Genomic DNA, 20,702 nt, shown 5'->3' on the forward strand with positions numbered 1-20,702 from the left:
GGTGGCCGGCAGGCCTCCCAATATCTCTCCCCGGATCAACCCCGGGGCAGAGATCCTCTCAATTCTTCGGCTGGCCGAAATCGAGCGGCGGCGGCAGCTCAATATCCGGAATTTCGATCTTGATCTTGTCCAGATCCACCTTCCTGGGAGCGTCCAATAGCCCGGTGACGGTGATCGGGAACGCGATGACGACCGCAACCATGATCGCCTGCAGGCCGATCCAGGGCATCGCGCCCCAATAGATGTCTGAACTCTTGACCTCCTTCGGCGCAACACCCCGCAGGTAGAACAAGGCGAAGCCGAAAGGCGGATGCAGGAAGGAGGTCTGCATGTTGACGCAGAGCATGACACCGAACCAGATCAAGGCAGCATCCGCCCCGACGACGGGAGTGAGCAGCTTCTGCGCGATCGGCGCGATCATCGGAATGATGATGAACGCGATCTCGAAGAAGTCGAGGAAGAAGGCGATGAAGAAGATGAAGAGGTTCATGAAGATCAGGAAGCCCCAGACGCCGCCCGGCAGCGATGTCAGCATGTGCTCCAGCCAGACACCACCGTTGCAACCGAGAAAGACGATCGAGAAGCAGGTCGATCCGATCAGGATGAACGTCACCATGCAGGTGATGCGCATGGTGGTCTCATAGCCCTGCTTGACCAGGGTGCGCAGGTCGGGAATCCTGATCGTCTCGATGCAAACCCAGGCGACCGCGAGATAGGCAATCGCAAAGGCGATCTTGAACGGCAGATTCGGCGTGAAGTAGATGCCGATGATGGTGCCGACACCCGCGGCCGCAACGCCGACGAGCAACACCTTGTGACCGGTCGAGCTGAAATCCTTGTGATGGATGACGGCGAGGACGATCGCGCCGACCGCGCCCATCGCGCCTGCTTCGGTCGGGGTGGCAAGGCCGAGCATCATCGTGCCGAGCACAACGAAGATCAGGACGGCGGACGGGATGATGCCCAAAAGGCATTTACGCCAGAGCGCCCAGCCTGTGAGCGTCCTTGCTTCCTTGGGCACCGCCGGAACGTGATGCGGCTTGATCACGCTCAGAGCAAACGTGTAGCCCGCGAAGAGCGCGATCTGAAGCAGCGACGGGCCCCAGGCGCCCAGATACATATCGCCGACCGACTTCCCAAGCTGGTCCGCGAGCACGATCAGAACCAGCGACGGAGGCACCAGCTGGGTGATGGTGCCGGAGGCCGCGAGCACGCCGGTGATGTAGCGCATGTTGTAGCCGTAGCGGATCATCACCGGCATCGAGATCAGCGCCATCGCGATCACCTGCGCCGCCACGGTGCCTGTGATGGCACCGAGGATGAAGCCGACGATGATCACGGAATAGCCCAGACCGCCGCGAATGGGGCCGAACAACTGCCCCATGGAATCCAGCATGTCCTCTGCGAGGCCGCATCGTTCGAGGATCGAGCCCATGAACGTGAAGAACGGAATTGCCAGCAGCAGTTCGTTTGCCAGAACGCTGCCGTAGATGCGCTCCGGGATTGCCTGGAGGAAGCTAAATCCGAAAAATCCTTCGTGGATCGCGAGAAATCCGAACGAAAGGCCGAGAGCGGCCAGCGTGAAAGCGACCGGAAATCCGATCAGCATGGCTAGGACCAGCCCGCCGAACATCAGCGGCGGCATCATCTCAATCGTGATCATTGGGTGGGCCGCTCGTATTTCGCCTCGATGGTGACTTCACCACGCAAGGCCGCAACGCGTTTGATGACTTCCGAGACACCTTGCAAAGCCAGCATGAAAAATCCTGCTGGCAGGACAAACTTGATCGGCCACCGGAGGAGGCCACCGGCATTGTTGGACATTTCGCCGATGATGAGCGAGTTGTAGAACATCGACCATGACAGGTAGCTGAGGAGCAGGCACGCCGGGACGAGGAAAACCAATGTCCCGATCAGGTCGAGCCACAGCTGGCCGCGTTCGGAAAGCATGAGGTACAGGATTTCGACGCGCACATGCTCGTTGCGTTTGAAAGTGTAGGACGAGCCGAACATCACGATGACGGCAAACATGTACCACTGAGTCTCGAGCCAGCTGTTGGAGCTGTAGCTGAAGGCATACCGAATCATCGCATTTACAGCGCTGACCACGCAGGCCGCGAGCACCAGAATGTTGCAGACGTTGCCGACCTTTTCGTTCAGCCAGTCGATAGCTGTACTTACCGCCAACAATGGGCGCATAGATGCCTTTTCCCCGCTCGCTGAGTGCTACCCCCAAACGAGCAGGGACCATGGCGCTGTATCAGCAGCCTTCCACCTCTGCGCGGGAGCTAGTTCACCCTCCTGATGCTTCCGCCCGTTCTTGTTGTCGGTTTTCGGCAAGACATGTTCGGGTCTCGCCCGCCGCGGGAAGCAAGGCACAATTACCGTCAGCCAATTCCGGGTCAACAAGAAAATGGACAATCTAACGGGGTAAAGTCTAAAACACGGCCGCAGTGCTTAATGGGTTGACCTGGGGGCTGCCGGCAATGCGATCCTCGGACGGACTGCCTCTAATGCGGATATCGCAGCTCCAGAGGGTAATTTCGTGATCGGCGCACTCCTGGTCGTGTTGTCAACCGCCTTCTCTGGTTGTTCCTGCCTCGCAACGGGCAGCCACATCGATGGATGGCGCTGCCGTTCTTCGAGACAGGAATTCCACTGGTGATCGTCATGTCGTTGGCGGCTGGTCTGACGATGGTGATCGAACGCGTGTTCTGACACCGCCGTGCCTGCGCGATCGAGGTGCGCCTAACCCTCGACGTCGTACTGCTTGCAGAGATGATCGCCGATCTGGACAAGCATGGCGACGCATTCAGGGTAGCCCGGACGATCCGAGGTCGCCCGATCTGCGCTGGCTCGAAACTCCCAGGAATGGCCGTCGCGGAGGATGGAAATTGTCATTCCATCGGGGCAGTCGGCGTGGACCTTCAACTCGGCCCTCGCCATGGCGATGAGTTCGCTTTCAGTCTTCACAGGTCTGCTCATGAAGGTAATCCTCCGTCTTGGGGCAGAACTTTAGTTGTATCTGCCAAACCCATCAAACTAGTACGCGTACTCATAAATCGTCGGTGATGTCCGCTTCGCGCCAACACCGACCACCTTTGTGCGACCGCAGCAAATGACGCGAAAGGGCCAGATTCAGACGTTTCGACCTCACCGAGCATCAAATCGGTTAGACGGCTCGCTGAGTGAGTCGGGGAAGCCAGCGCGGCACATTGGCGCAATAGCTTTCATACTCGGCTCCGAAGCTTTGGCGGAGCGTCGGCTCCTCATAGGCAATTACGAAGATGTGAAAAAAGAGCCAGATCAACGCGCCGTAGCCGAGGAGATGCCGGTCAGCGAATAACACCGCCTGACCAAGAATGACGGCAACAACTGCAACATAAATCGGATTGCGCACATAGCGGTATAATCCGCTCACCACGAGATTGCGTGGTGGCGCGATCGGCGCGGGCGTGCCCAGACCCTGCAACGCAAAGCGCGCAAACGAATCTAACAATCCGGACACGCCGGCAATAATGAACGCGAGCCCAGCCAAGCGTGTCGCTTCGGCTTCTAAAAAGGGTGGCCGAAATTCCCAATGCGTGATCGACCATGGGATGACGCCCGCCAACATCGCCGGTGCAACGAGGAAAAACAGGGCGGATCCTAGGATTGCTGTGATCTTCGACAATGCATCCTCCCGTCCTGCCGCGATGTTAATGCAGCCATGTCCGGTCAGCGCGTTCAGCGGTTGAATCGCGACGGCCTTGAGAAAGCGTCTCGACCAGGCCCGCTGTCCAGCACATCGGGCATCCGCGTAGCGCGACGAGCGCGGCAACGCCCGCGCCCAAGGATAACCAAGGGTGCGCGGTCTGGTGGACGATGGCCCAAGCGAGTAGCGCCGCCGCAGCTGCACCGCGCATCAGGTGTGCGCCTAGGAAAGCGCTCCCGAACATGCCGACTCCACGAAAGTAATTCATGTGCTCTCTCGTCCGCTGTCCTTTGTGCCGAGCAGGTATTCGCGCACCAGTGCGCGGGCGCGGCGCAGGCGGCTTTTGGCCGCTTCGCGCGTCACGCCGAGCCGCCCGGCGATTTCCCAAATCGTCAGATCTTCGAGATCTCGCAGCAGCAGCACTTTGCGATGGGACGGCGAAAGCGACTCGATCGCATTGACCAAGTCTACGCGCAACTCGTCCGGCGGGACCTTTGCGAGCTCGCGTGACTCTTCCAGGCTGGCGAGCTCCTCGACTCCGCGCATCAGCATCAGCGCCGGCAGCATGCAAAGGCGCGCGATGACGGTCAGCAGCCAGCCGGCGAGTGCGGCTGGACTGCGGATCGTGCCCACGCGCCGGTACACGACGATGAGTGCTTCTTGCACCACATCTTCGATAACCGAGGCGCGGTAGCAAAGGCGCCGGGCGTAGCGTCGAATGTCCGGCTGCAGCGCGACCAATAGCTGTGTCAGCGCGTGCCGGTCACCCGACTGTGCCGCGAGCAAGAGATCGTCTGATACGCGCGCCAAGGCAGTCACCCCTTCAGTGGCTCGCGCCCGGCGATGGCGCAGGCAGGGCAATAGCCGAACACGCCGGTGACCAGCGTCACGACACCCGTGCCGCTGAGCAATAGCCCGAGCGGCGAAGCGTGCAGCGCAACCACGCCGCAGATGAGCATCAAGCCCCCGCCGATCAGCCTGGCCGCGCGCTCCCACCCGCTAACGTTCTTCCTATACCACATGGTTCTGTGCTCCGGTTCGTGACGCGCCGCTATGGCGCATTCACCCAGACAAGAGGGCGCAAACCCGGCGCTGGGGTCGCGGCACAAAAAATAACTTGAGGGGGTGGCAGCTTCAGCAAGCTGGCGTGGGCGTGGGGCGCGGGCCTGGGCCTCTGAGGAACGCCGGTATCGGGTCGCCGGGGTGTGGACATCCGGATAAAGCCGGGCCAGCCGCTCGCGTATCTTCGGCGCGCCCCAATGTGGCTTGTCCTGCTTGCATCGCACGATCAGCATCTCGATCTGGACCGGCAGCTGATTGGTCGGCGGACCTCGCTACAGCCAAATACATCGCGGCGATCTGACGTCTGCGGCCCCGGAGTTTCGATTAGTGCAGCACCTACTTGGGGTCCGCCTTGCCCACCCTACGCCAACCGTAATCGCCCGCAATGTTTCTTGGGTCATTTCCGACGGATTCAGCGGGGGATGTTGGCTGGTTGACGTCCGCTTCTTCTCCGAAAGCGCCCGAGCTGCCGGAAGGGTTTGGTCCGTACACCACTTGCTATAATCGCTTCGTCAGGTGGCGGCGAGCTGGCGTCTGGGGTCGTATCATAGACGCGCTTGCCGCTGCTCATGATGCCGCTGTCCAGATGATCGACACCTCCATCGTCCGCGTGCATCAGCATGGAGCCTGCATCACCAGGAACCAGCGCCAATCGATGGGAAGGTCCCAGGGCGGCTTGACGAGCAAAATTCACGCATTGGTCGGTAGTCCGGCTGGCGCTGAGCCCCGGTGAGGCTCACGACGTTAGACTGGCCGGAAAACTGCTGTCTGGTTTGAAATCCGGGTCAATGTTGCTTGCCGACCGTGGCTATGACGCCGACTGGATCAGACAGCTTGCAATGAAGCGAGGCTCGTGGGCTAACATCCGGCCGAAGAGCAATCGCAGTGATCCGATCTGCTTCGGCCCCTATCTCTACCGCGCCCGCAACCGGGTGGAACGGTTCTTCAACAGGATCAAACGATGTCGTCGCGTCGCGACGCGCTACGACAGGCTTGCCTCCAACTACCTGGCCTTCGTTCAACGCGCCTCGATCAGGCTATGGCTTCGGGCTAATGAGTCCGCCCCCTGGTCTTCCCGATAAAGCGACTCCCGGCATTGGGATAGCGCAATCCGGCCCGGTCCGCCTAGGTCTCCAACGGAGATCAAGCCTTGCGTGAGGCGTCGGGCAACACACCCCGTCAAGCCCTTCCCGCAAAAATATTCCACTTTCCCGAATTTCGGATTTGTGACATACACTCGCCATCCCGGCCCTTGCCAAAGGGGCGCTTCGCGATCGTCACGAGATGCGGGCCGGGTGGCGGTGGACGCGGTAGCGCCGGCGCGACACGCGTGATGACAGGGCGGGCAACCGTGAGTCCTCAGGCGACGCGGTACGACACGGCGCGGTCACAGCGGTCTCGTTGATGTCTGGGAGCGAGCACACGCAAGCCTCCAGTCATTTCGGCGGGATCGTCCGCGGACGGAGAAGTCGTGTGGTCCTGACGCCCGGGGTCTGTGCGTCAAGGTTTGCGGTGATGTGGCGGCCAACCGGTGCGCGCATCAGCCATCCGCAAGGCGACGGGGGCAATAGTGCATCGCTCCCCGAGGAGAGCACGAAGGACACCGTTAAAACCATCCGCGCAGGGAAGGCCGGGCGACCGGCATCACCTGTGATCCACCCCGTGTGCATCTTCGTAGCGCACGGATCTCGGGTGCCGCCGGCGCCCGGCCTTCCCTGTGCCCTTTGGCCTTCATCGGGCGCCGAACGACAGCAAGCCTCGGGCGAAATGCGCCGCGAGATGGCGAAGGCGCGTCTGCCAGTTGGATAGTCAATTGAAAGAGCGATCCAGTCGTCCCAGGTTCGTCATTGCGAGAGCTTGGCCTACGGCCCCTCACCGCACAGCCGCCCTACGCCGCCGCCTTCTGCTTTGCGACCAAGGCGTCGCCGAACGCCTCGAACAGCTTGCGGTTGATGGGATTGTGCTGGGGATCGTATTCGGCGTGCCATTGCACGCCGAGCGCAAAGGTCGGGGCTTCCGCGATGCGGATCGCCTCGATGGTGCCGTCCTCGGCGATGCCTTCGATCAGCACGCGCTTGCCGGGCTCCAATATGCCCTGCCCGTGCAACGAATTGACCCGGATCTTCTCGCAGCCGAGCAGTCTTGCGAACGCCCCGCCGGGCGTCAGGTCGACGTCGTGACGGTCGGCGAACACGACGGTCGGATCGGGATGGATCTCACCGTTCTCGAGCCGGGGCATGCGATGGTTCATGCGGCCGGGGATTTCGCGGATCTCGGGATGCAGCGAGCCGCCGAAGGCGACGTTCATCTCCTGGAGGCCACGGCAGATGCCGAACAGCGGCACGCCGCGGGCAACGCAGGCGACCGAAAGCGCCAGCGCCACCTCGTCGCGATGGATATCGTACGGCTCGTGCCGCTCACACGGGTCGACATTGAAGTGGGTCGGATGGACATTGGCGCGGGCGCCGGTGAGCACAATCCCGTCGACCACGTCGAGCAGCGCGCCGATATCGGTGATGTCAGGCGCGCCCGCGAACATCACCGGCAGGCCGCCGGAGACCTCGGCCACGGCGCGCAAATTGCGCTCGCCGACCATCTGGACCTGAAATCGATTTTCGACGCGATGGGCATTCCCGATCACGCCGACGACCGGCTTTCTCATCTATCGTTCCGCGCCTCTCCGTTAAGAAGATTCCCCAACATGCCCTTGGGATGGAACAAATTCAACAGAAGGGTACGCGGGACGGCAATGCTATTTTCGCGCAAAGGCCTCCCGGGCCTCGCCCCCGGCGGGCAGGCCGGCGCCCTCCAGTGCAGTTGCCGCCGGATCGCCCGGCGCGGCCAGCCAGGGCAGTTTCGCGTTGATTCCGCGCGTCACGGGCTCCCCGAGCGCCCCACCGAAATCAATCGGCCAAAACCCGTTGGGCACGACCTCGGCCGTGAGGCCCCGGATCGCATAGCCCTCGCCCAGAACCGCCTCCGCATGGTCGCCGGCGACAAGGCGCGCGGACTTGGGATCATTGGGATCGCCAAAGCTCACGAGCACGGGAACGAGGTCTCCCTGCACCGGGACGACGCCGGTCTGCCGGTGGATATCGTTGAACGAGACGCGGTTGCCGCGCGCGGCACCATAGGCGCGGAGCGCGACATAGTTGATGTCGTCGAAGTCCAGCTTGGCGCCCTGCCGATGCGCCAGCAATGCCACCAGATTCCTGCCTTTGCCGCCGAGGTCGACGAACACCGCCTCCCCGCGCATCGTGGTGCGGCCGCCGCGGTTATAGTTGCGGTCGGGCACGACGGCGAGAATGCCGGACCCGGTCTTGATCCCGTCAGGCGTCGTCACCTCGACCGTGAGGCGGAATTTGTGGCCGGGCCGGTTGATGCGGATCTGGTCGCCGATCACGAGCAAGGCCAGGAGCCCGATCAGACCGGCCCATTTGCTGATGAAGCTCAAACGGCCCCCATTGTTCTTTCCTCATCGCTCTGCACTGTCGGCGCGCCGGCGTCAAACCAGCGCGTTGACGCGGTCTTGATCGGACGCGCGTTTGTCGAGAGAGTGCGGCGCGCACCGCGCTGAAAAGGACCCGATGTGACCATGTCCAAAGATGAACGCTCCCGGACCCGCGGCGATCAGGCTTGGGATCAGGCTTGGGCGATCTCGGTCGGGGGCATCGGCGTGGTGCTCTTCACCGCGCTGCTCGCCTTCACCTGGTATTTCGCCCCCACCCTGCTGCTGATCTTCACCGGCATGCTGCTCGGTCTCGGTCTCAACGCGCTGACGATCGCGCTCGGCCGCCGCGTGCCCCTGCCGCATGCGCTGCGGCTCGCGATCGTCTGCACCGCGCTCGCCCTGATGCTCGCCGGCATCGCCTATCTCGGCGGCGCCACCATTGCCGAGCAGGCTTCGCTGCTGAGCAAGACCCTCAAATCGCAGCTCGTCAACGTCAGGTCCTTCCTCGATAACCACGGCATCGACACCAGCTTCTTCGATCTCGGCAACGGTGTGTCTGAGCCCTCGGCCAATACTCCGTCGGAGGCGACGCCCTCACCGGCAGCGCCCTCGCGCGGTCCATTGCCCGGCGCGGGCGCGCTGGCCTCCAGCGGCGGAGCGATCGTGAGCCAGACCTTCAAGCTGCTGCTCGGCACCATCCACGGTGTGGGCAACATCTTCATCGTGCTGTTCCTGGGCTTTGCCTTCGCCGCCCAGCCCGCCGTCTATCACGACGGCCTGCTGTTCCTGGCGCCGGCGAGGCACCGCACCCGCGTCACCCTCATCATCGACCGCATAGCCGAGACACTGGAGCGCTGGCTGATCGCACAGATCATCGTCATGCTCGCGGTCGGCGCCGTGACCTGGATCGGGCTTGCCCTCATCGGCATCCCCGGCTCGTTCATCCTGGGGATTCAGGCCGGCCTGCTCGCCTTCATCCCGACCGTCGGGGCCATCATCGCCGGCGTCATCGTGGTGCTGGCAAGCCTCGCCTCGGGCTGGATCCCGGCGCTGTCGGCCTTTCTGCTCTTCATGGGCGTGCACGCCATGGAGAGCTACGTGCTGACGCCGATCCTGCAGCGGCAGGCGCTCGACATCCCGCCGGCCACGCTGTTCGCGTTCCAGATCGTGCTCGGCGTCGTGTTCGGAATCTGGGGCCTCGCGCTGGCGCTGCCGCTGGTCGCCATCGCCAAGGTCATGATCGACCATTTCAAGACGTATGAGGAGGCGCCGCTGGCCGAGGCGGCGTAGAGCATGATCCGGAAAAGTGTACGGCGGTTTTCCGAAAAGATCATGCTTCCAAAATAAAGCGCCTCAGGTGGTCAGCACGGTCTCGGTGTGCTCGACCTCCGGGGGCGCGGCAAAATACTGGCCGACGAGGCCGCGCCATTCAGTGAAATTCTCCGAGCCGCGGAAATCGACGGTGTGGTTTTCCAGCGTCGCCCATTTCACCATCAGCCGGTAGCGCTGCGGCTTCTCGATCGACTTGTGCAGCTCGAAACCATGAAACCCCTTGGAGCGGCCGAAAGCGGCCTTGGCCTTGGCGACGGCAGCCTCAAAGTCCTTCTCGCTGCCCGGCTTGACGTCGATTTGCGCGATCTCGGTGATCATCGGTTTCCACCCGTTTTTGTTCGATGGGCGTGTCTACCGCAGCCGGCCAAAAAGAAAAAGGCGCCGAAACGGCGCCCTGGTCGGCCCAAAAATGCAGGTCTCCTAGATGCAGGTCTCCTAAATGCAGGTCACTCAGACCAGCAACAGAACCGTGCCCGCCACGATGAGTGCGCAGCCGACGAACAGCGCGAGCGGCCAGTAGCTGCGGCGGCTTTGCGCGTAGCGTCCCTGCGCGCGGCGCTCCGTGATCAGCGCGCTCTCGTACTCATCCGCGGTCGAGAACAGACAGGCGAAACCGCTGCGTGCCGAGGCCGCAGCGGCTTCGAGCGACATCAGGGCAGCCTGCGGGTTCTGTCGACGGATCGATTCCATGACCGCAATGGTAGGGATCGAATGGTAAACAGAGAGTTACCGCAATGCCGCATTGCATCTCAGGCGGTGGCCGGCCGCACCTGCGGCGCACCGACCCGCGCGGCGCTCTGGCGGCGCCAATTCTCCAGCGACAGCGGCAGCTCCTCCGCCGCCTCGACGCGGTTACGGCCGCCGCGCTTGGCCTGATAGAGCGCGGTGTCGGCCGAAGCCAGCAGCACCTCGAGCTCGGTGCCGGCGGGCCCGCCGGCGACGCCGATGCTGACGGTGGTGTCGACCGGGCCCTCATCGACCACGACGCCGGAGGTCTCGAACGCCTCGCGCACGCGCTCGGCGACCAGCACGCCCTCCTCCAGCGAACACGGCAGCAGCGCTGCGAATTCCTCGCCGCCGATGCGGCCCGACAGGTCGGTGATGCGTAGGTTGTTGACGACGACGGTCGAAAACAGTTTCAGCATCTCGTCACCGGCCGGATGGCCGAAGCGATCATTGATCGACTTGAAGTGGTCGATGTCGAAGATCATCACGGTCACGGGACGTCCGGCCTTGGCTTCGCGCTCGATCACGCGCGAGCAGGCTTCCGAGAAGCCGCGCCGGTTGAGCATGCCGGTCAGCGGATCGGTCGACGCTGCAGTCCGGTGCGCGGTCACGGTGCGCTCGGATACCAGCATGAAGATCACGAACACGGTGCCGACGGCATAGAGGACGAGCTCGACGGCAAACACGGTGACCCAGATGCTCGACGAGAAGCCGGCATCGTGCGGGCGCAGGAAGCTGCCGATCAGGATCGGCAGCATCAACACGCAGCCGTGCATCACCGGCACCACGAAGGCCGGCCAGCGCCGCTGCAGGCTCTTGCGCCGTTCGGTCCAGAGCTCGCTGGCGGTCAGCGCCGCATAGACCGAGACGATGCCGGCACCGGCGATCATGCGCAGCATGGACGCCGCGGGATCGAGCAGCGTGACTGCGGCGACCCAGGCGAGCGCGCCGAGCACGAGGCCGGGCCAGTTCGGCTTGCGGCCGTGGAAAACGCGCGCCGCATTCCACACCATGCCGCAGGCGACGAAGCCGACCGCGTTCAACGCAAGGTAAAGATGCGGGCCCAGCCTGTCGCCGGCCGCGGTCCACAGCGCGACGGAGGCGGCACCGAGCAGATAGGCGGTGCCCCACCATTTCAGTGCAGGGCTGTCCTCCTGCCTGCCGAAAAACACCATCATGGCGCCGAGCAGTGCGGCAACCATGGTGGCGACCAAATAGAGCGTGATGCTATCGAGCGACATCATGTCGGCCCCCTCTAGAACATAGCAGTTACGCGACCGGCCCAGCCGATTTGCGCGCCCTTCCGAATGCGACGCTAGGTCCCGCGAGTTCCATTCAGGTTTTCGCGCGGACCTAAGTTTTCGGGAAACACGCCATCAATTTGCGTACAAACGAACAGCAAAAAGGGCGCTGAAATCAGCGCCCTTTTGCATCTCATTGAAGCCGCTTTCGCGGCGAATGTGACCGAAGCGATTAACGCTTCGAGAACTGGAAGGACCGGCGGGCCTTGGCCTTGCCGTACTTCTTGCGCTCGACCACGCGCGAGTCGCGGGTCAGGAAGCCGCCCTTCTTGAGCACGGAGCGCAGCTCCGGCTCGAAATAGGTCAGCGCCTTGGAGATGCCGTGACGGACCGCGCCGGCCTGGCCGGACAGGCCGCCGCCGGCGACGGTGCAGATCACGTCGTACTGGCCGGAACGCGCGGCCACCGAGAACGGCTGCTCAATCATCATGCGCAGCACGGGACGGGCGAAATAGACCTCGACCTCGCGCGAGTTGACGGTGACCTTGCCGGCGCCCGGCTTGATCCACACGCGAGCGACCGCGTCCTTGCGCTTGCCGGTGGCATAGGCGCGGTTGAACTTGTCGACCTTCTTCTCGTGCTTGGGCGCGTCGGGCGCGGCCGCCGTCTTGAGCTGCGAGAGCTGGTCGAGCGACTGGATGGATTCGGCCATGTTATGCGGCCCTCGTGTTCTTGCGGTTCAACTTGGCGATGTCGATCTTCTCGGGGGTCTGAGCCTCGTGCGGATGATCGGCGCCGCCGTAGACACGCAGGTTGCCCATCTGGACGCGACCGAGCGGGCCACGCGGGATCATGCGCTCAACGGCCTTCTCGAGCACGCGCTCGGGATGCTTGCCCTCGAGGATCTGGCGCGCGGTGCGCTCCTTGATGTGGCCGACGTAGCCGGTGTGCTTGTAATAGGTCTTCTGCTCGCGCTTGCGCCCGGTGAGGACCGCATGCTGCGCGTTGATGATGATGACGTTGTCGCCGCAATCAACGTGCGGGGTGTAGGTCGGGAGGTGTTTGCCGCGCAGGCGCATGGCGACGATGGTGGCGAGGCGGCCGACGACCAGACCCTTGGCGTCGATCAGCACCCACTTCTTCGTCACCTCAGCCGGCTTTGCCGAAAAGGTTTTCATGTCAGAGTTTCCGTGGACGGGGAGCATCGGCGCGAACACCGCACCGGACTGCGCGGCTTTCTAGAGAAGAGACGCGCCACGGTCAATGCCGGCAGACGGAAATTAGGCTCGCAATATCAATGATTTAAAATTATGGTGCTATATTACCTGCAAAAAGCTCAAATAGTTGGAATGGAATAGGTCGAGGTGACATGCGCGATCGGATCGGGCGAGGTGCCGGACAACAGCTTCACCTCCCCGACTGCCAGCCGCTTGCCCAGCTTGAGCAGCCGCGCCTCCGCCAGCACGTCCTGGCCGGGCTGGCCCTTGCGCAGGAAGTTGATGTTGAGGTTGGTGGTCACGGCGAGCCCAATCGGACCGATCGCGGACAGGAGCACCACGTACATGGCGAAATCGGCGAGCGCCATCAGCGTCGGGCCGGACACGGTTCCGCCCGGCCGCAGCATCCTTTCGCTGTAGCGCTGGCGCAAAAGGCAGGTCTGGCCGTCTGCGCTTTCGATCGTGATGTCGTCGCCGCTGAACGCCTGGGGAAATTCGTCGCGGAGAAACTGTTCGACCTCCGCCACCCTCATTTTCGCTAATGCCATGCTGTTCCCACCCTCGCTTCACGTCCCCTGTTACATTAAGTTATCTGCGTCATCCAAATGCAATAATCCAACGGAAACGCTCCGATGTCCGCCCAGGCCGCCCGCGCCCCCTCCCCGCAACCGCCGATCCTGCTGCGCGAGACCGCAGGCCCCATCACCGTCCTCACGCTGAACCGGCCGGGCGCGCGCAACAGCCTGTCGGAAGCGATGATTGCCAGCCTGCATGCCGAGCTCAACGACATCCGCGACGACAAGGCGGTCCGCGGCGTCGTGATCGCGGCCAACGGTCCCGCCTTCTCTGCCGGCCACGACATGAAGGAGCTCACCGCGCGCCGCGCCGATCCCGATCGCGGCCGTGCCTTCTTCGCCGATATGATGACCGCCTGCAGCGCGATGATGCAGGCGATCGTGCACCTGCCAAAGCCGGTGGTTGCTGCCGTCCAGGGCATTGCGACCGCGGCCGGCTGCCAGCTTGTGGCGAGCTGCGATCTCGCCATTGCCTCGGACGCGGCGAGCTTCGCCACCCCCGGCGTCGACATCGGCCTGTTCTGTTCGACCCCGATGGTGGCGCTGTCGCGCAACGTGCCGCGCAAGCAGGCGATGGAGATGCTGCTGACCGGCGAGCCGATCCCGGCGGCCCGCGCCCGCGAGATCGGACTCATCAATCGCGTCGTCCCAGCCGGCACCGAGCGCAACGCCGCGATTGCGCTGGCGGAGCAGGTCGCGCTGAAATCCGCCTACACCGTCAAGCTCGGCAAGGAGGCGTTCTATCGCCAGGCCGAGATGAGCCTTGCCGATGCCTATCGCTATGCGGCCGAGGTGATGACCGAGAACATGATGGCGCGAGATGCCGAGGAAGGCATCGGCGCGTTCATCGAGAAGCGCACGCCGAATTGGCGGGATGAGTGAAGTTCGTCATTGCGAGCGAAGCGAAGCAATCCAGAATACCTCCGCGGTGACAGCCTGGATTGCTTCGTCGCTTCGCTCCTCGCAATGACAAGGAAGAAGAACGAGCAATGAACCACGACGCCTATCCCGACAATTACATCCGCGGCATCCTCAACAGCGTGAAGTCGATCGCGATGGTCGGTGCCTCGCCGGTCAATGTGCGGCCGAGCTATTTTGCGTTCAAATATCTGGCGCAGCGCGGCTACGACATGATCCCGGTCAATCCCGGCCATGTCGGCAAGGAACTACTCGGAAAGCCCTTCATCGCCTCGCTCTCCGACATTGGCCGTCCCATCGACATGATCGACATCTTTCGCAATTCCAGCCACATCATGCCTGTCGTCGAAGAGGCACTCACGCTCGATCCGCTGCCGAAGGTGATCTGGATGCAGCTCGGCGCGCGCGATGACGCGGCGGCGCTGAAGGCGGAATCGGTTGGTATCAAGGTGGTGATGAACCGCTGCCCCAAGATCGAATATGGCCGCTTGTCGTCCGAGATCTCCTGGATGGGCGTGAATTCGCGCACACTCAGTTCCAAGCGGGCGCCGGTACCGACGCAAGGCATGCGGCTATCCCTCAATCGGATGAGTGTCGGGGGTGGCGACACCGCCGCCTCCGATCGCGCCGCCAAAAACAAGACCGAGCAAAGCTGACCCGATCGCGAAGGCTTCGTTTCGTGAACGCGACAATGCGTAGCACGATCATGCCCAAATGGTATTGCTGTGAAGCGGCGCCTTGACGGCGAGCGCGGCGCCCATCAGCATGCCGCGCGATTTCAGACCAAGAGAACAGGACGCCCTCAATGAGCGATCGCCTTCCGGGATTTTCAACCCTCGCCGTGCATGCCGGTGCACAGCCCGATCCGACGACCGGTGCGCGCGCAACTCCGATTTATCAAACGACCTCGTTCGTCTTCAACGACGCGGATCACGCCGCCTCGCTGTTCGGCTTGCAGGCGTTCGGCAACATCTATACCCGCATCGGCAATCCCACCAACGCGGTGCTGGAAGAGCGTGTCGCCGCCCTCGAAGGCGGCACGGCTGCGCTTGCGGTGGCCTCGGGCCATGCCGCGCAGGTCGTGATATTGCAGCAATTGCTGCAGCCCGGCGACGAGTTCATCGCCGCGCGAAAGCTCTACGGCGGATCGATCAACCAGTTCACGCATGCGTTCAAGAGCTTCGGCTGGAACGTGGTGTGGGCCGATCCCGATGACATCGCAAGCTTCGAGCGCGCGGTGACGCCGCGCACCAAGGCGATCTTCATCGAGTCCATCGCCAATCCCGCCGGCAGCATCACCGACATCGAGGCGATCTCGACGGTGGCGCGCAAGGCGGGCGTGCCGTTGATCGTCGACAACACGCTGGCTTCGCCCTATCTGATCCGCCCGATCGACCACGGCGCCGACATCGTCGTGCACTCACTGACGAAATTCCTGGGCGGTCACGGCAATTCGCTCGGCGGCATCATCGTCGACGCCGGCACGTTCGACTGGTCCACGGGCGGCAAGTACCCGATGCTGTCGGAACCGCGGCCCGAATATCACGGCATCCGCCTGCAGGAGACCTTCGGCAATTTCGCCTTCGCGATCGCCTGCCGCGTGCTCGGCCTGCGCGACCTCGGCCCCGCGCTGTCGCCCTTCAACGCCTTCATGATCCTGACCGGCATCGAGACGCTGCCGCTGCGCATGCAGAAGCACTGCGACAATGCCAAGGCCGTCGCTGAATTCCTCGCGGGACATCCGGCGGTAGCCTCGGTCAACTATGCCGGCCTTGCCAGCGACAAGTACAACCAGCTCGCACGCAAATACGCGCCGAAGGGTGCGGGCGCCGTGTTCACCTTCAGCCTGAAGGGCGGCTATGACGCTGGCGTCAGCCTGGTGTCGAAATTGCAGCTGTTCTCGCACCTGGCGAACGTCGGCGACACCCGCTCGCTCGTGATCCATCCTGCCTCGACCACGCACAGCCAGCTCGACGACGCGGCGAAGGTGAAGTCCGGCGCCGGCCCCGACGTGGTGCGGCTCTCGATCGGCATCGAGGACAAGGAAGATCTGATCGCGGATCTGGAGCAGGCGCTGGGGGCTTAGCATCCACGTCGTTCCGGGGCGCGCGACTGCGCGAACCCGGAATGTCGAAGTGGTATAATCACCTCTGGATTCCGGGTTCGGTGCTTCGCACCGCCCCGGAATGACCAAGCCTCGGTTAACAGTCGTTAACCATATCTGCCGCATACATCATCGTTGGATCGCCCCTTTGATTCGGAGCCGACGATGTTGCGCTGGATGGTGCCTGCCCTTGCTGCAATGCTGACGGTCTCGGCTGCCGTCGCTGCCGACTTGCCGGCCACGCCGAAGCGGCGGGCCGCCGCTCCGCCGCAGGAGCCGCCGCAGGTTTATGTCGAAACCGATCCGGATGCGCTGATCTCGCCGGCCTATGGCATCGGCAGCTACATTCGCAACCTGCCGGGCACGCCGCTGCTGCCGGGCTCGCATACATTGCCGGGCTATTACGGCCGTCCGTGGTCCTACGACTATCAGGGCGCGTATTACGGCGGCAAGCAGGTCGATTATTTCTGGCGACTGCCATATGCCTGCGGCGTCTACGGCTATTGCTGATCCGATCAGCCGGCCTGCCCGATCGGAACCGCGTGCGGCTGGGCTTCGGTCGGCTGTCGCGAAGCCAGCCGCTCCACCTGCATCACCGCGAGTGTCAGCACTGCGATCGCAACCGCCTGGTGCGAAAGCGCGAGATCAATCGGCACCTGGTTCAGCAGCGTGAGAATGCCGAGCACCGCCTGCACGCTCACCGCCGCGAGCAGCCAGAGCGCGCCGCTGGCCGCAGAACCCGCGCGCGAGCGCACCGTGTCGATCGCGTGCAACGCCGCCAGCACGAACAGCGCATAGGCGGTCATGCGGTGCTCGAACTGCACTGTCAGGACATTGTCGAACATGTTGCGCCACCACGGCGTCTCGAACCAGAGCCGCTCCGCCGAGGGAATGAACGCGCCGTCGATCTGCGGCCAGGTGTTGTAGGCGCGCCCTGCGCGCAAGCCCGCGACCAGCGCACCGAAATAGATCTGCACGAACGTCAGGACGAGCAGCAGCGCGCTCGTGAACCGCAGCCGCGCCGGTGCTGCGATCTGCGGCCGCTGCTTGAGCCGCCGCACCGTCCAGACGATGCCGGCGAAGATCAGCAGTGCGAGCACCAGATGCGTCGCCAGCCGATATTGCGACACCTCGATCCGTTCCGTCAGACCCGAGGCCACCATCCACCAGCCGACCGCGCCCTGGAGACCGCCGAGCGCGAACAGCAGCCACAGCCGCCGCTTCAATTCGCCCGACAGGCCGCCACGCCACAGGAAGAACAGGAACGGCAAGAGATAGGCGACGCCGATGAAGCGGCCAAGCAACCGGTGGCTCCACTCCCACCAGAAGATCTGCTTGAACTCGGACAGGCTCATGCCCGCGTTGAGCTCGCGATATTGCGGGATTTTCTTGTAGGCCTCGAACGCATCGGTCCACTGCGCCTCCGACAGCGGCGGCACGCTGCCCGTGACCGGCTTCCATTCGACGATCGAGAGGCCGGATTCCGTCAGCCGCGTCGCACCGCCGACCAGCACCATCAGCGCGATCAAAGCGGCTACCGAAATCAGCCACCAGCGCACGGCGCGATGGGGGTTGGTTGGAACGGAATCCGTCGTCATTTCAGGGGTTAAAACCAGGGCTTGAACCGGACTGCGTGCCCCTTATAGTCCCCCGCTCCCGCAGCGCAAGTTACGCGAAGGCCGCAAGCTTCCACCATGACGATCCGTACCCGCAAGTTCCTCGGCGCCATCCTGCTCCTGGTACTGGCCACGGTCTGGGCCCTGCTCGGCATGGCCGCGGCGCAGATGCCTTGGATTGCCGAATCCGGCTGGCGGCAGGCGATTTACTACGTGGTGGTCGGCATGGGCTGGGTGCTGCCGGCGATGCCGATCGTGAGCTGGATGCAGCGTCCCGACCGGGCCAAATCCAATTCGTAACGCCTCTAGCTCGCAGCGCCGCCGGTCGGCTTCACCGGTGCAAAAGCAACACCCGACACCAGCACGCGCAACATGCGCAGCGAGCGCACACGGCCGTCCCAGGCGATCCGCGGCAGCGCGCGCAGATTGGTCCGCCCCTCCGCATCCACGATGCCCGGGATCGTCGACACCGCGCTGGCAAAGCCCGCCTCCTCCGCCATGACGACGTGGCTACGCCGGAACGAGGCGCGATCACCGAACGGAAAGGCAAGATGGCGGATCTCGCGCCTGAACGCCGCTTCGGCGACCGCCTTGCCCATCGTCATCTCGCGCAACGCCGCTCCGTCCTTCATGTTGGCCAGGACTGGATAGTTCACGGTGGCGCTGCCGATCGTGACGAGCGGATCGGCCGCCAGCTTCGCCAGATCCTCCCAATCCATCGACGCCTCGCGCGCGAGCGCAGCAAGATCGATCCGGTAGCGCGTGCAGAGATCGGCGATCGCCGCCGAAAGATCCGCCGGCGACAGCGAGCGCAGCCAACTCTCGAGATGCGAAAACAGCGCCTGCTTTTCGGCATGATCCGTGACCACGAAGCGCTGCTCCTTCTCCCCCATCATCAGGTTGATACGGCTTTCATGCGCGATCACCTGTTCGAGCCCGAGCCACCAGGCCTGTCCGACGCCGTCGGGAAAGGCGGTGGGCACGTAGATCGTGAAGGGCACGGCGTGATGCGCCAGCACCGGGTAGGCAAAGTCGATCAGATCCTTATTGGCACCGTCGAAGGTGAGCGCCACGAAACGCCGCTGCTCCGGCAGCGTCACCGCGCGCCGGCAGACCTCGTCCAGGCCGAGAAAATCGTAACCCCAGCGCTTCAGCGCGCGAATGGCGCGGTCGAGAAACTGCGGCGTGATTTCGTGCGCACGCAGCGGCTGAAACCCGCCGCGCCGCCGCGGGCGCACCCGTTCAAAGCGCAGGATGGCGCCGGCACCGCGACTGCGCAGCGCAGCCCGGCCGGTGAACCATGCCAGCTCCAGGCGCAGCCGTTCCAGCCATCTGTCGTCGGATGCCAAGATCTTAACCCTTCGCGCCCGCCGGCCCCTGTTCCCGCTCCCATTGTCCTTACCCTTTGTTGACATTTCTTTGCAAAGGTCGGCCACAGGCCGAATTACGCATATTTCTGATTTCTCGACAGGTTTCGCGAATGACCATGGCTGCGGCGATGAAAAGCCGGACGGCAGAAGCGCCAGCGCGGTCGAATGCGAGCCGTATCGCGCATGTCGATATCGTCACCGACCTCGGCGCCGCCGAGACGGCTTGGCGCGCATTCGAGGAGCCCGGCCATCTCTTCACGCCCTATCAGCGGTTTGATCTGCTGAGCCCCTGGCAGCGACTGGTCGGCGAGCGCGAGGGCGCGCGCCCCTTCGTCGTGATCGGCCGCGACGCCGAACATCGGCCGCTCCTGCTGCTACCGCTCTCGCTGCGCCAGGGCCACGGCGTGCGCACGGCCTGCTTCATGGGCGGCAAGCATACGACCTTCAACATGGGTCTGTGGGACGTCGAGTGCGCTGCGCAGACCGCCAGCGCCGATCTCGAGGCGCTGCTTGCGCCGCTCCGCGAGCACATCGACGTGCTCGCGCTGACGCAGCAGCCGCTGCGCTGGCACAATCAGCAGAACCCGTTTGCGCTGCTGCCGCGACAGAGCGCGATCAACGGCTGCCCGCAGCTGGTGATGGAGCCGGGCGGGCCGCCGGCATCGCGGATCAGCAATTCCTTCCGACGTCGCCTCAAGAGCAAGGAAAAGAAGCTCCAGGCACTCCCCGGCTATCGCTATCACCTTGCCACCACCGACGCAGACGTGACCCGCCTGCTCGACTGGTTCTTCCGCGTCAAGCCGGCGCGGATGGCGGAACAGAAGCTCCCGAACGTCTTCGCCGAGCCCGGCGTCGAACAGTTCGTCCGCAGCGCCTGCCTTGCACCGCGCGGTGAAGGCCGCGTCATCGACATCCACGCGCTCGAATGCGACGACGAGGTGATCGCGATCTTCGCCGGGGTCGCCGACGGCGAGCGTTTCTCGATGATGTTCAACACCTACACGATGTCCGAGCACGCCCGCTACAGCCCCGGCCTGATCCTGATGCGCTATATCATCGATCGCTACGGCGAGCGCGGCTACCGCTCGCTCGACCTCGGCATCGGTTCGGGCGACTACAAGCGGATGTTCTGCAAGGACAACGAAGAGATCTTTGACAGTTTTGTTCCGCTGACCTCGCGCGGAAAACTCGCGGCGATGGCGATGTCCTCGCTCAGCCATGGCAAGCGGCTGGTGAAGCAGAACCAGATGCTGTTCGACCTGGCGCGACGGCTGCGGCAGGCGTTCGGGTAGAATCCATCCTCTCGCGAGATGTCATCCCTTCTCCCCTTGTGGGAGAAGGTGGCGCGAAGCGCCGGATGAGGGGTATTTATCCTCTGGCTCAAAATACAGCGGGA

23 protein-coding genes and 2 pseudogenes are annotated in these 20,702 nt (G+C 63.5%); 8 read left to right on the forward strand and 17 right to left on the reverse strand.

The window, feature by feature from the left end; all coding sequences use genetic code 11:
• Positions 1-58: 58 nt before the first annotated feature.
• From IVA81_RS22070 to IVA81_RS22100, 7 genes and pseudogenes are all read right to left on the reverse strand, one after another.
• Positions 59-1,663, reverse strand: coding sequence for a TRAP transporter large permease subunit (locus IVA81_RS22070; RefSeq protein ID WP_247321821.1), 1,605 nt, complete (start codon positions 1,661-1,663; stop codon positions 59-61).
• Positions 1,660-2,199 carry a TRAP transporter small permease subunit gene (locus tag IVA81_RS22075; RefSeq protein ID WP_247321823.1) on the reverse strand — a complete coding sequence of 180 codons (540 nt, stop codon included), beginning with the start codon at positions 2,197-2,199 and terminating at the stop codon, positions 1,660-1,662. Before IVA81_RS22075 ends, IVA81_RS22070 begins: the two co-directional genes overlap by 4 nt.
• 549 nt (positions 2,200-2,748) lie before the next feature.
• The gene (locus IVA81_RS22080) at positions 2,749-2,985 is read right to left on the reverse strand and encodes a hypothetical protein (protein ID WP_247321824.1); all 237 of its coding nucleotides are present in this window, start codon (positions 2,983-2,985) and stop codon (positions 2,749-2,751) included.
• Between the two features lie 187 nt (positions 2,986-3,172).
• Positions 3,173-3,820 carry an isoprenylcysteine carboxylmethyltransferase family protein gene (locus IVA81_RS22085; protein ID WP_346659411.1) on the reverse strand — a complete coding sequence of 216 codons (648 nt, stop codon included), beginning with the start codon at positions 3,818-3,820 and terminating at the stop codon, positions 3,173-3,175.
• Between the two features lie 138 nt (positions 3,821-3,958).
• The gene (locus IVA81_RS22090; protein WP_247321825.1) at positions 3,959-4,504 is read right to left on the reverse strand and encodes an RNA polymerase sigma factor; all 546 of its coding nucleotides are present in this window, start codon (positions 4,502-4,504) and stop codon (positions 3,959-3,961) included.
• A 5-nt stretch (positions 4,505-4,509) separates the two neighbouring features.
• Positions 4,510-4,716, reverse strand: a complete 207-nt coding sequence (locus tag IVA81_RS22095) for a DUF2892 domain-containing protein (protein ID WP_247321826.1) — start codon at positions 4,714-4,716, stop codon at positions 4,510-4,512.
• A 174-nt stretch (positions 4,717-4,890) separates the two neighbouring features.
• A pseudogene (locus IVA81_RS22100) lies at positions 4,891-5,013 on the reverse strand (integrase); the annotation flags it as partial.
• A 141-nt stretch (positions 5,014-5,154) separates the two neighbouring features.
• Between IVA81_RS22100 and IVA81_RS22105 the strand changes: the two are divergent.
• Positions 5,155-5,838: pseudogene (locus IVA81_RS22105) on the forward strand (IS5 family transposase); the annotation flags it as partial.
• Between the two features lie 806 nt (positions 5,839-6,644).
• Here IVA81_RS22105 and IVA81_RS22110 read toward each other — a convergent pair.
• A complete protein-coding gene (locus IVA81_RS22110) occupies positions 6,645-7,418 on the reverse strand; it encodes a gamma-glutamyl-gamma-aminobutyrate hydrolase family protein (protein WP_247321827.1) in 774 nt (257 codons plus the stop codon).
• 90 nt (positions 7,419-7,508) lie between these two features.
• A complete protein-coding gene (locus IVA81_RS22115) occupies positions 7,509-8,210 on the reverse strand; it encodes a hypothetical protein (RefSeq protein ID WP_247321828.1) in 702 nt (233 codons plus the stop codon).
• A 135-nt stretch (positions 8,211-8,345) separates the two neighbouring features.
• Between IVA81_RS22115 and IVA81_RS22120 the strand changes: the two genes are divergently transcribed.
• The gene (locus IVA81_RS22120; RefSeq protein WP_247321829.1) at positions 8,346-9,497 is read left to right on the forward strand and encodes an AI-2E family transporter; all 1,152 of its coding nucleotides are present in this window, start codon (positions 8,346-8,348) and stop codon (positions 9,495-9,497) included.
• A gap of 63 nt (positions 9,498-9,560) precedes the next feature.
• Here IVA81_RS22120 and IVA81_RS22125 read toward each other — a convergent pair whose 3' ends face one another.
• The 6 genes from IVA81_RS22125 to IVA81_RS22150 all read right to left on the reverse strand — a co-directional run bounded on the left by IVA81_RS22125 (position 9,561) and on the right by IVA81_RS22150 (position 13,271).
• Positions 9,561-9,857, reverse strand: coding sequence for an antibiotic biosynthesis monooxygenase family protein (locus tag IVA81_RS22125; protein ID WP_025036647.1), 297 nt, complete (start codon positions 9,855-9,857; stop codon positions 9,561-9,563).
• A gap of 132 nt (positions 9,858-9,989) precedes the next feature.
• Positions 9,990-10,229 carry a hypothetical protein gene (locus IVA81_RS22130; RefSeq protein ID WP_211416773.1) on the reverse strand — a complete coding sequence of 80 codons (240 nt, stop codon included), beginning with the start codon at positions 10,227-10,229 and terminating at the stop codon, positions 9,990-9,992.
• A 59-nt stretch (positions 10,230-10,288) separates the two neighbouring features.
• The gene (locus IVA81_RS22135; RefSeq protein WP_247321830.1) at positions 10,289-11,509 is read right to left on the reverse strand and encodes a GGDEF domain-containing protein; all 1,221 of its coding nucleotides are present in this window, start codon (positions 11,507-11,509) and stop codon (positions 10,289-10,291) included.
• A 229-nt stretch (positions 11,510-11,738) separates the two neighbouring features.
• Complete coding sequence (gene rpsI / locus IVA81_RS22140) at positions 11,739-12,218, reverse strand: 30S ribosomal protein S9 (RefSeq protein WP_008547917.1); 480 nt, start codon at positions 12,216-12,218, stop codon at positions 11,739-11,741.
• Between the two features lies 1 nt (position 12,219).
• Positions 12,220-12,684: a 50S ribosomal protein L13 gene (gene rplM, locus IVA81_RS22145; RefSeq protein WP_091965253.1), complete on the reverse strand. Its 465-nt coding sequence runs from the start codon at positions 12,682-12,684 to the stop codon at positions 12,220-12,222.
• 158 nt (positions 12,685-12,842) lie between these two features.
• Positions 12,843-13,271 carry a PaaI family thioesterase gene (locus IVA81_RS22150; RefSeq protein ID WP_247321831.1) on the reverse strand — a complete coding sequence of 143 codons (429 nt, stop codon included), beginning with the start codon at positions 13,269-13,271 and terminating at the stop codon, positions 12,843-12,845.
• 84 nt (positions 13,272-13,355) lie between these two features.
• Here IVA81_RS22150 and IVA81_RS22155 point away from each other — a divergent pair, with 84 nt between their 5' ends.
• The 4 genes from IVA81_RS22155 (at position 13,356) to IVA81_RS22170 (ending at position 16,830) form a co-directional block, all read left to right on the forward strand.
• Positions 13,356-14,180, forward strand: a complete 825-nt coding sequence (locus IVA81_RS22155; RefSeq protein WP_247321832.1) for an enoyl-CoA hydratase — start codon at positions 13,356-13,358, stop codon at positions 14,178-14,180.
• A gap of 107 nt (positions 14,181-14,287) precedes the next feature.
• Positions 14,288-14,872 carry a CoA-binding protein gene (locus IVA81_RS22160; RefSeq protein ID WP_247321834.1) on the forward strand — a complete coding sequence of 195 codons (585 nt, stop codon included), beginning with the start codon at positions 14,288-14,290 and terminating at the stop codon, positions 14,870-14,872.
• 149 nt (positions 14,873-15,021) lie between these two features.
• Positions 15,022-16,302, forward strand: coding sequence for an O-acetylhomoserine aminocarboxypropyltransferase (locus IVA81_RS22165; protein ID WP_247321835.1), 1,281 nt, complete (start codon positions 15,022-15,024; stop codon positions 16,300-16,302).
• 183 nt (positions 16,303-16,485) lie between these two features.
• Complete coding sequence (locus IVA81_RS22170) at positions 16,486-16,830, forward strand: hypothetical protein (RefSeq protein WP_247321836.1); 345 nt, start codon at positions 16,486-16,488, stop codon at positions 16,828-16,830.
• A 5-nt stretch (positions 16,831-16,835) separates the two neighbouring features.
• On the opposite strand, the gene IVA81_RS22175 is transcribed toward IVA81_RS22170, so the two are convergent.
• Positions 16,836-17,918, reverse strand: a complete 1,083-nt coding sequence (locus IVA81_RS22175; protein WP_247321837.1) for a COX15/CtaA family protein — start codon at positions 17,916-17,918, stop codon at positions 16,836-16,838.
• Positions 17,919-18,014: 96 nt separating this feature from the next.
• Here IVA81_RS22175 and IVA81_RS22180 point away from each other — a divergent pair, with 96 nt between their 5' ends.
• Entirely contained in the window at positions 18,015-18,236 is a 222-nt protein-coding gene (locus tag IVA81_RS22180) for a DUF2842 domain-containing protein (protein WP_246928193.1), read from the forward strand.
• A gap of 5 nt (positions 18,237-18,241) precedes the next feature.
• Here IVA81_RS22180 and IVA81_RS22185 read toward each other — a convergent pair whose 3' ends face one another.
• Positions 18,242-19,285 (reverse strand): polysaccharide deacetylase family protein, encoded by a 1,044-nt coding sequence (locus tag IVA81_RS22185; protein WP_247321838.1) that lies wholly within the window; start codon positions 19,283-19,285, stop codon positions 18,242-18,244.
• Positions 19,286-19,416: 131 nt separating this feature from the next.
• Here IVA81_RS22185 and IVA81_RS22190 point away from each other — a divergent pair, with 131 nt between their 5' ends.
• Positions 19,417-20,598: a GNAT family N-acetyltransferase gene (locus IVA81_RS22190; protein ID WP_247321839.1), complete on the forward strand. Its 1,182-nt coding sequence runs from the start codon at positions 19,417-19,419 to the stop codon at positions 20,596-20,598.
• Positions 20,599-20,702: the final 104 nt, after the last annotated feature.

The organism is Bradyrhizobium sp. 141 (assembly GCF_023074055.1).
GTDB lineage: Bacteria > Pseudomonadota > Alphaproteobacteria > Rhizobiales > Xanthobacteraceae > Bradyrhizobium.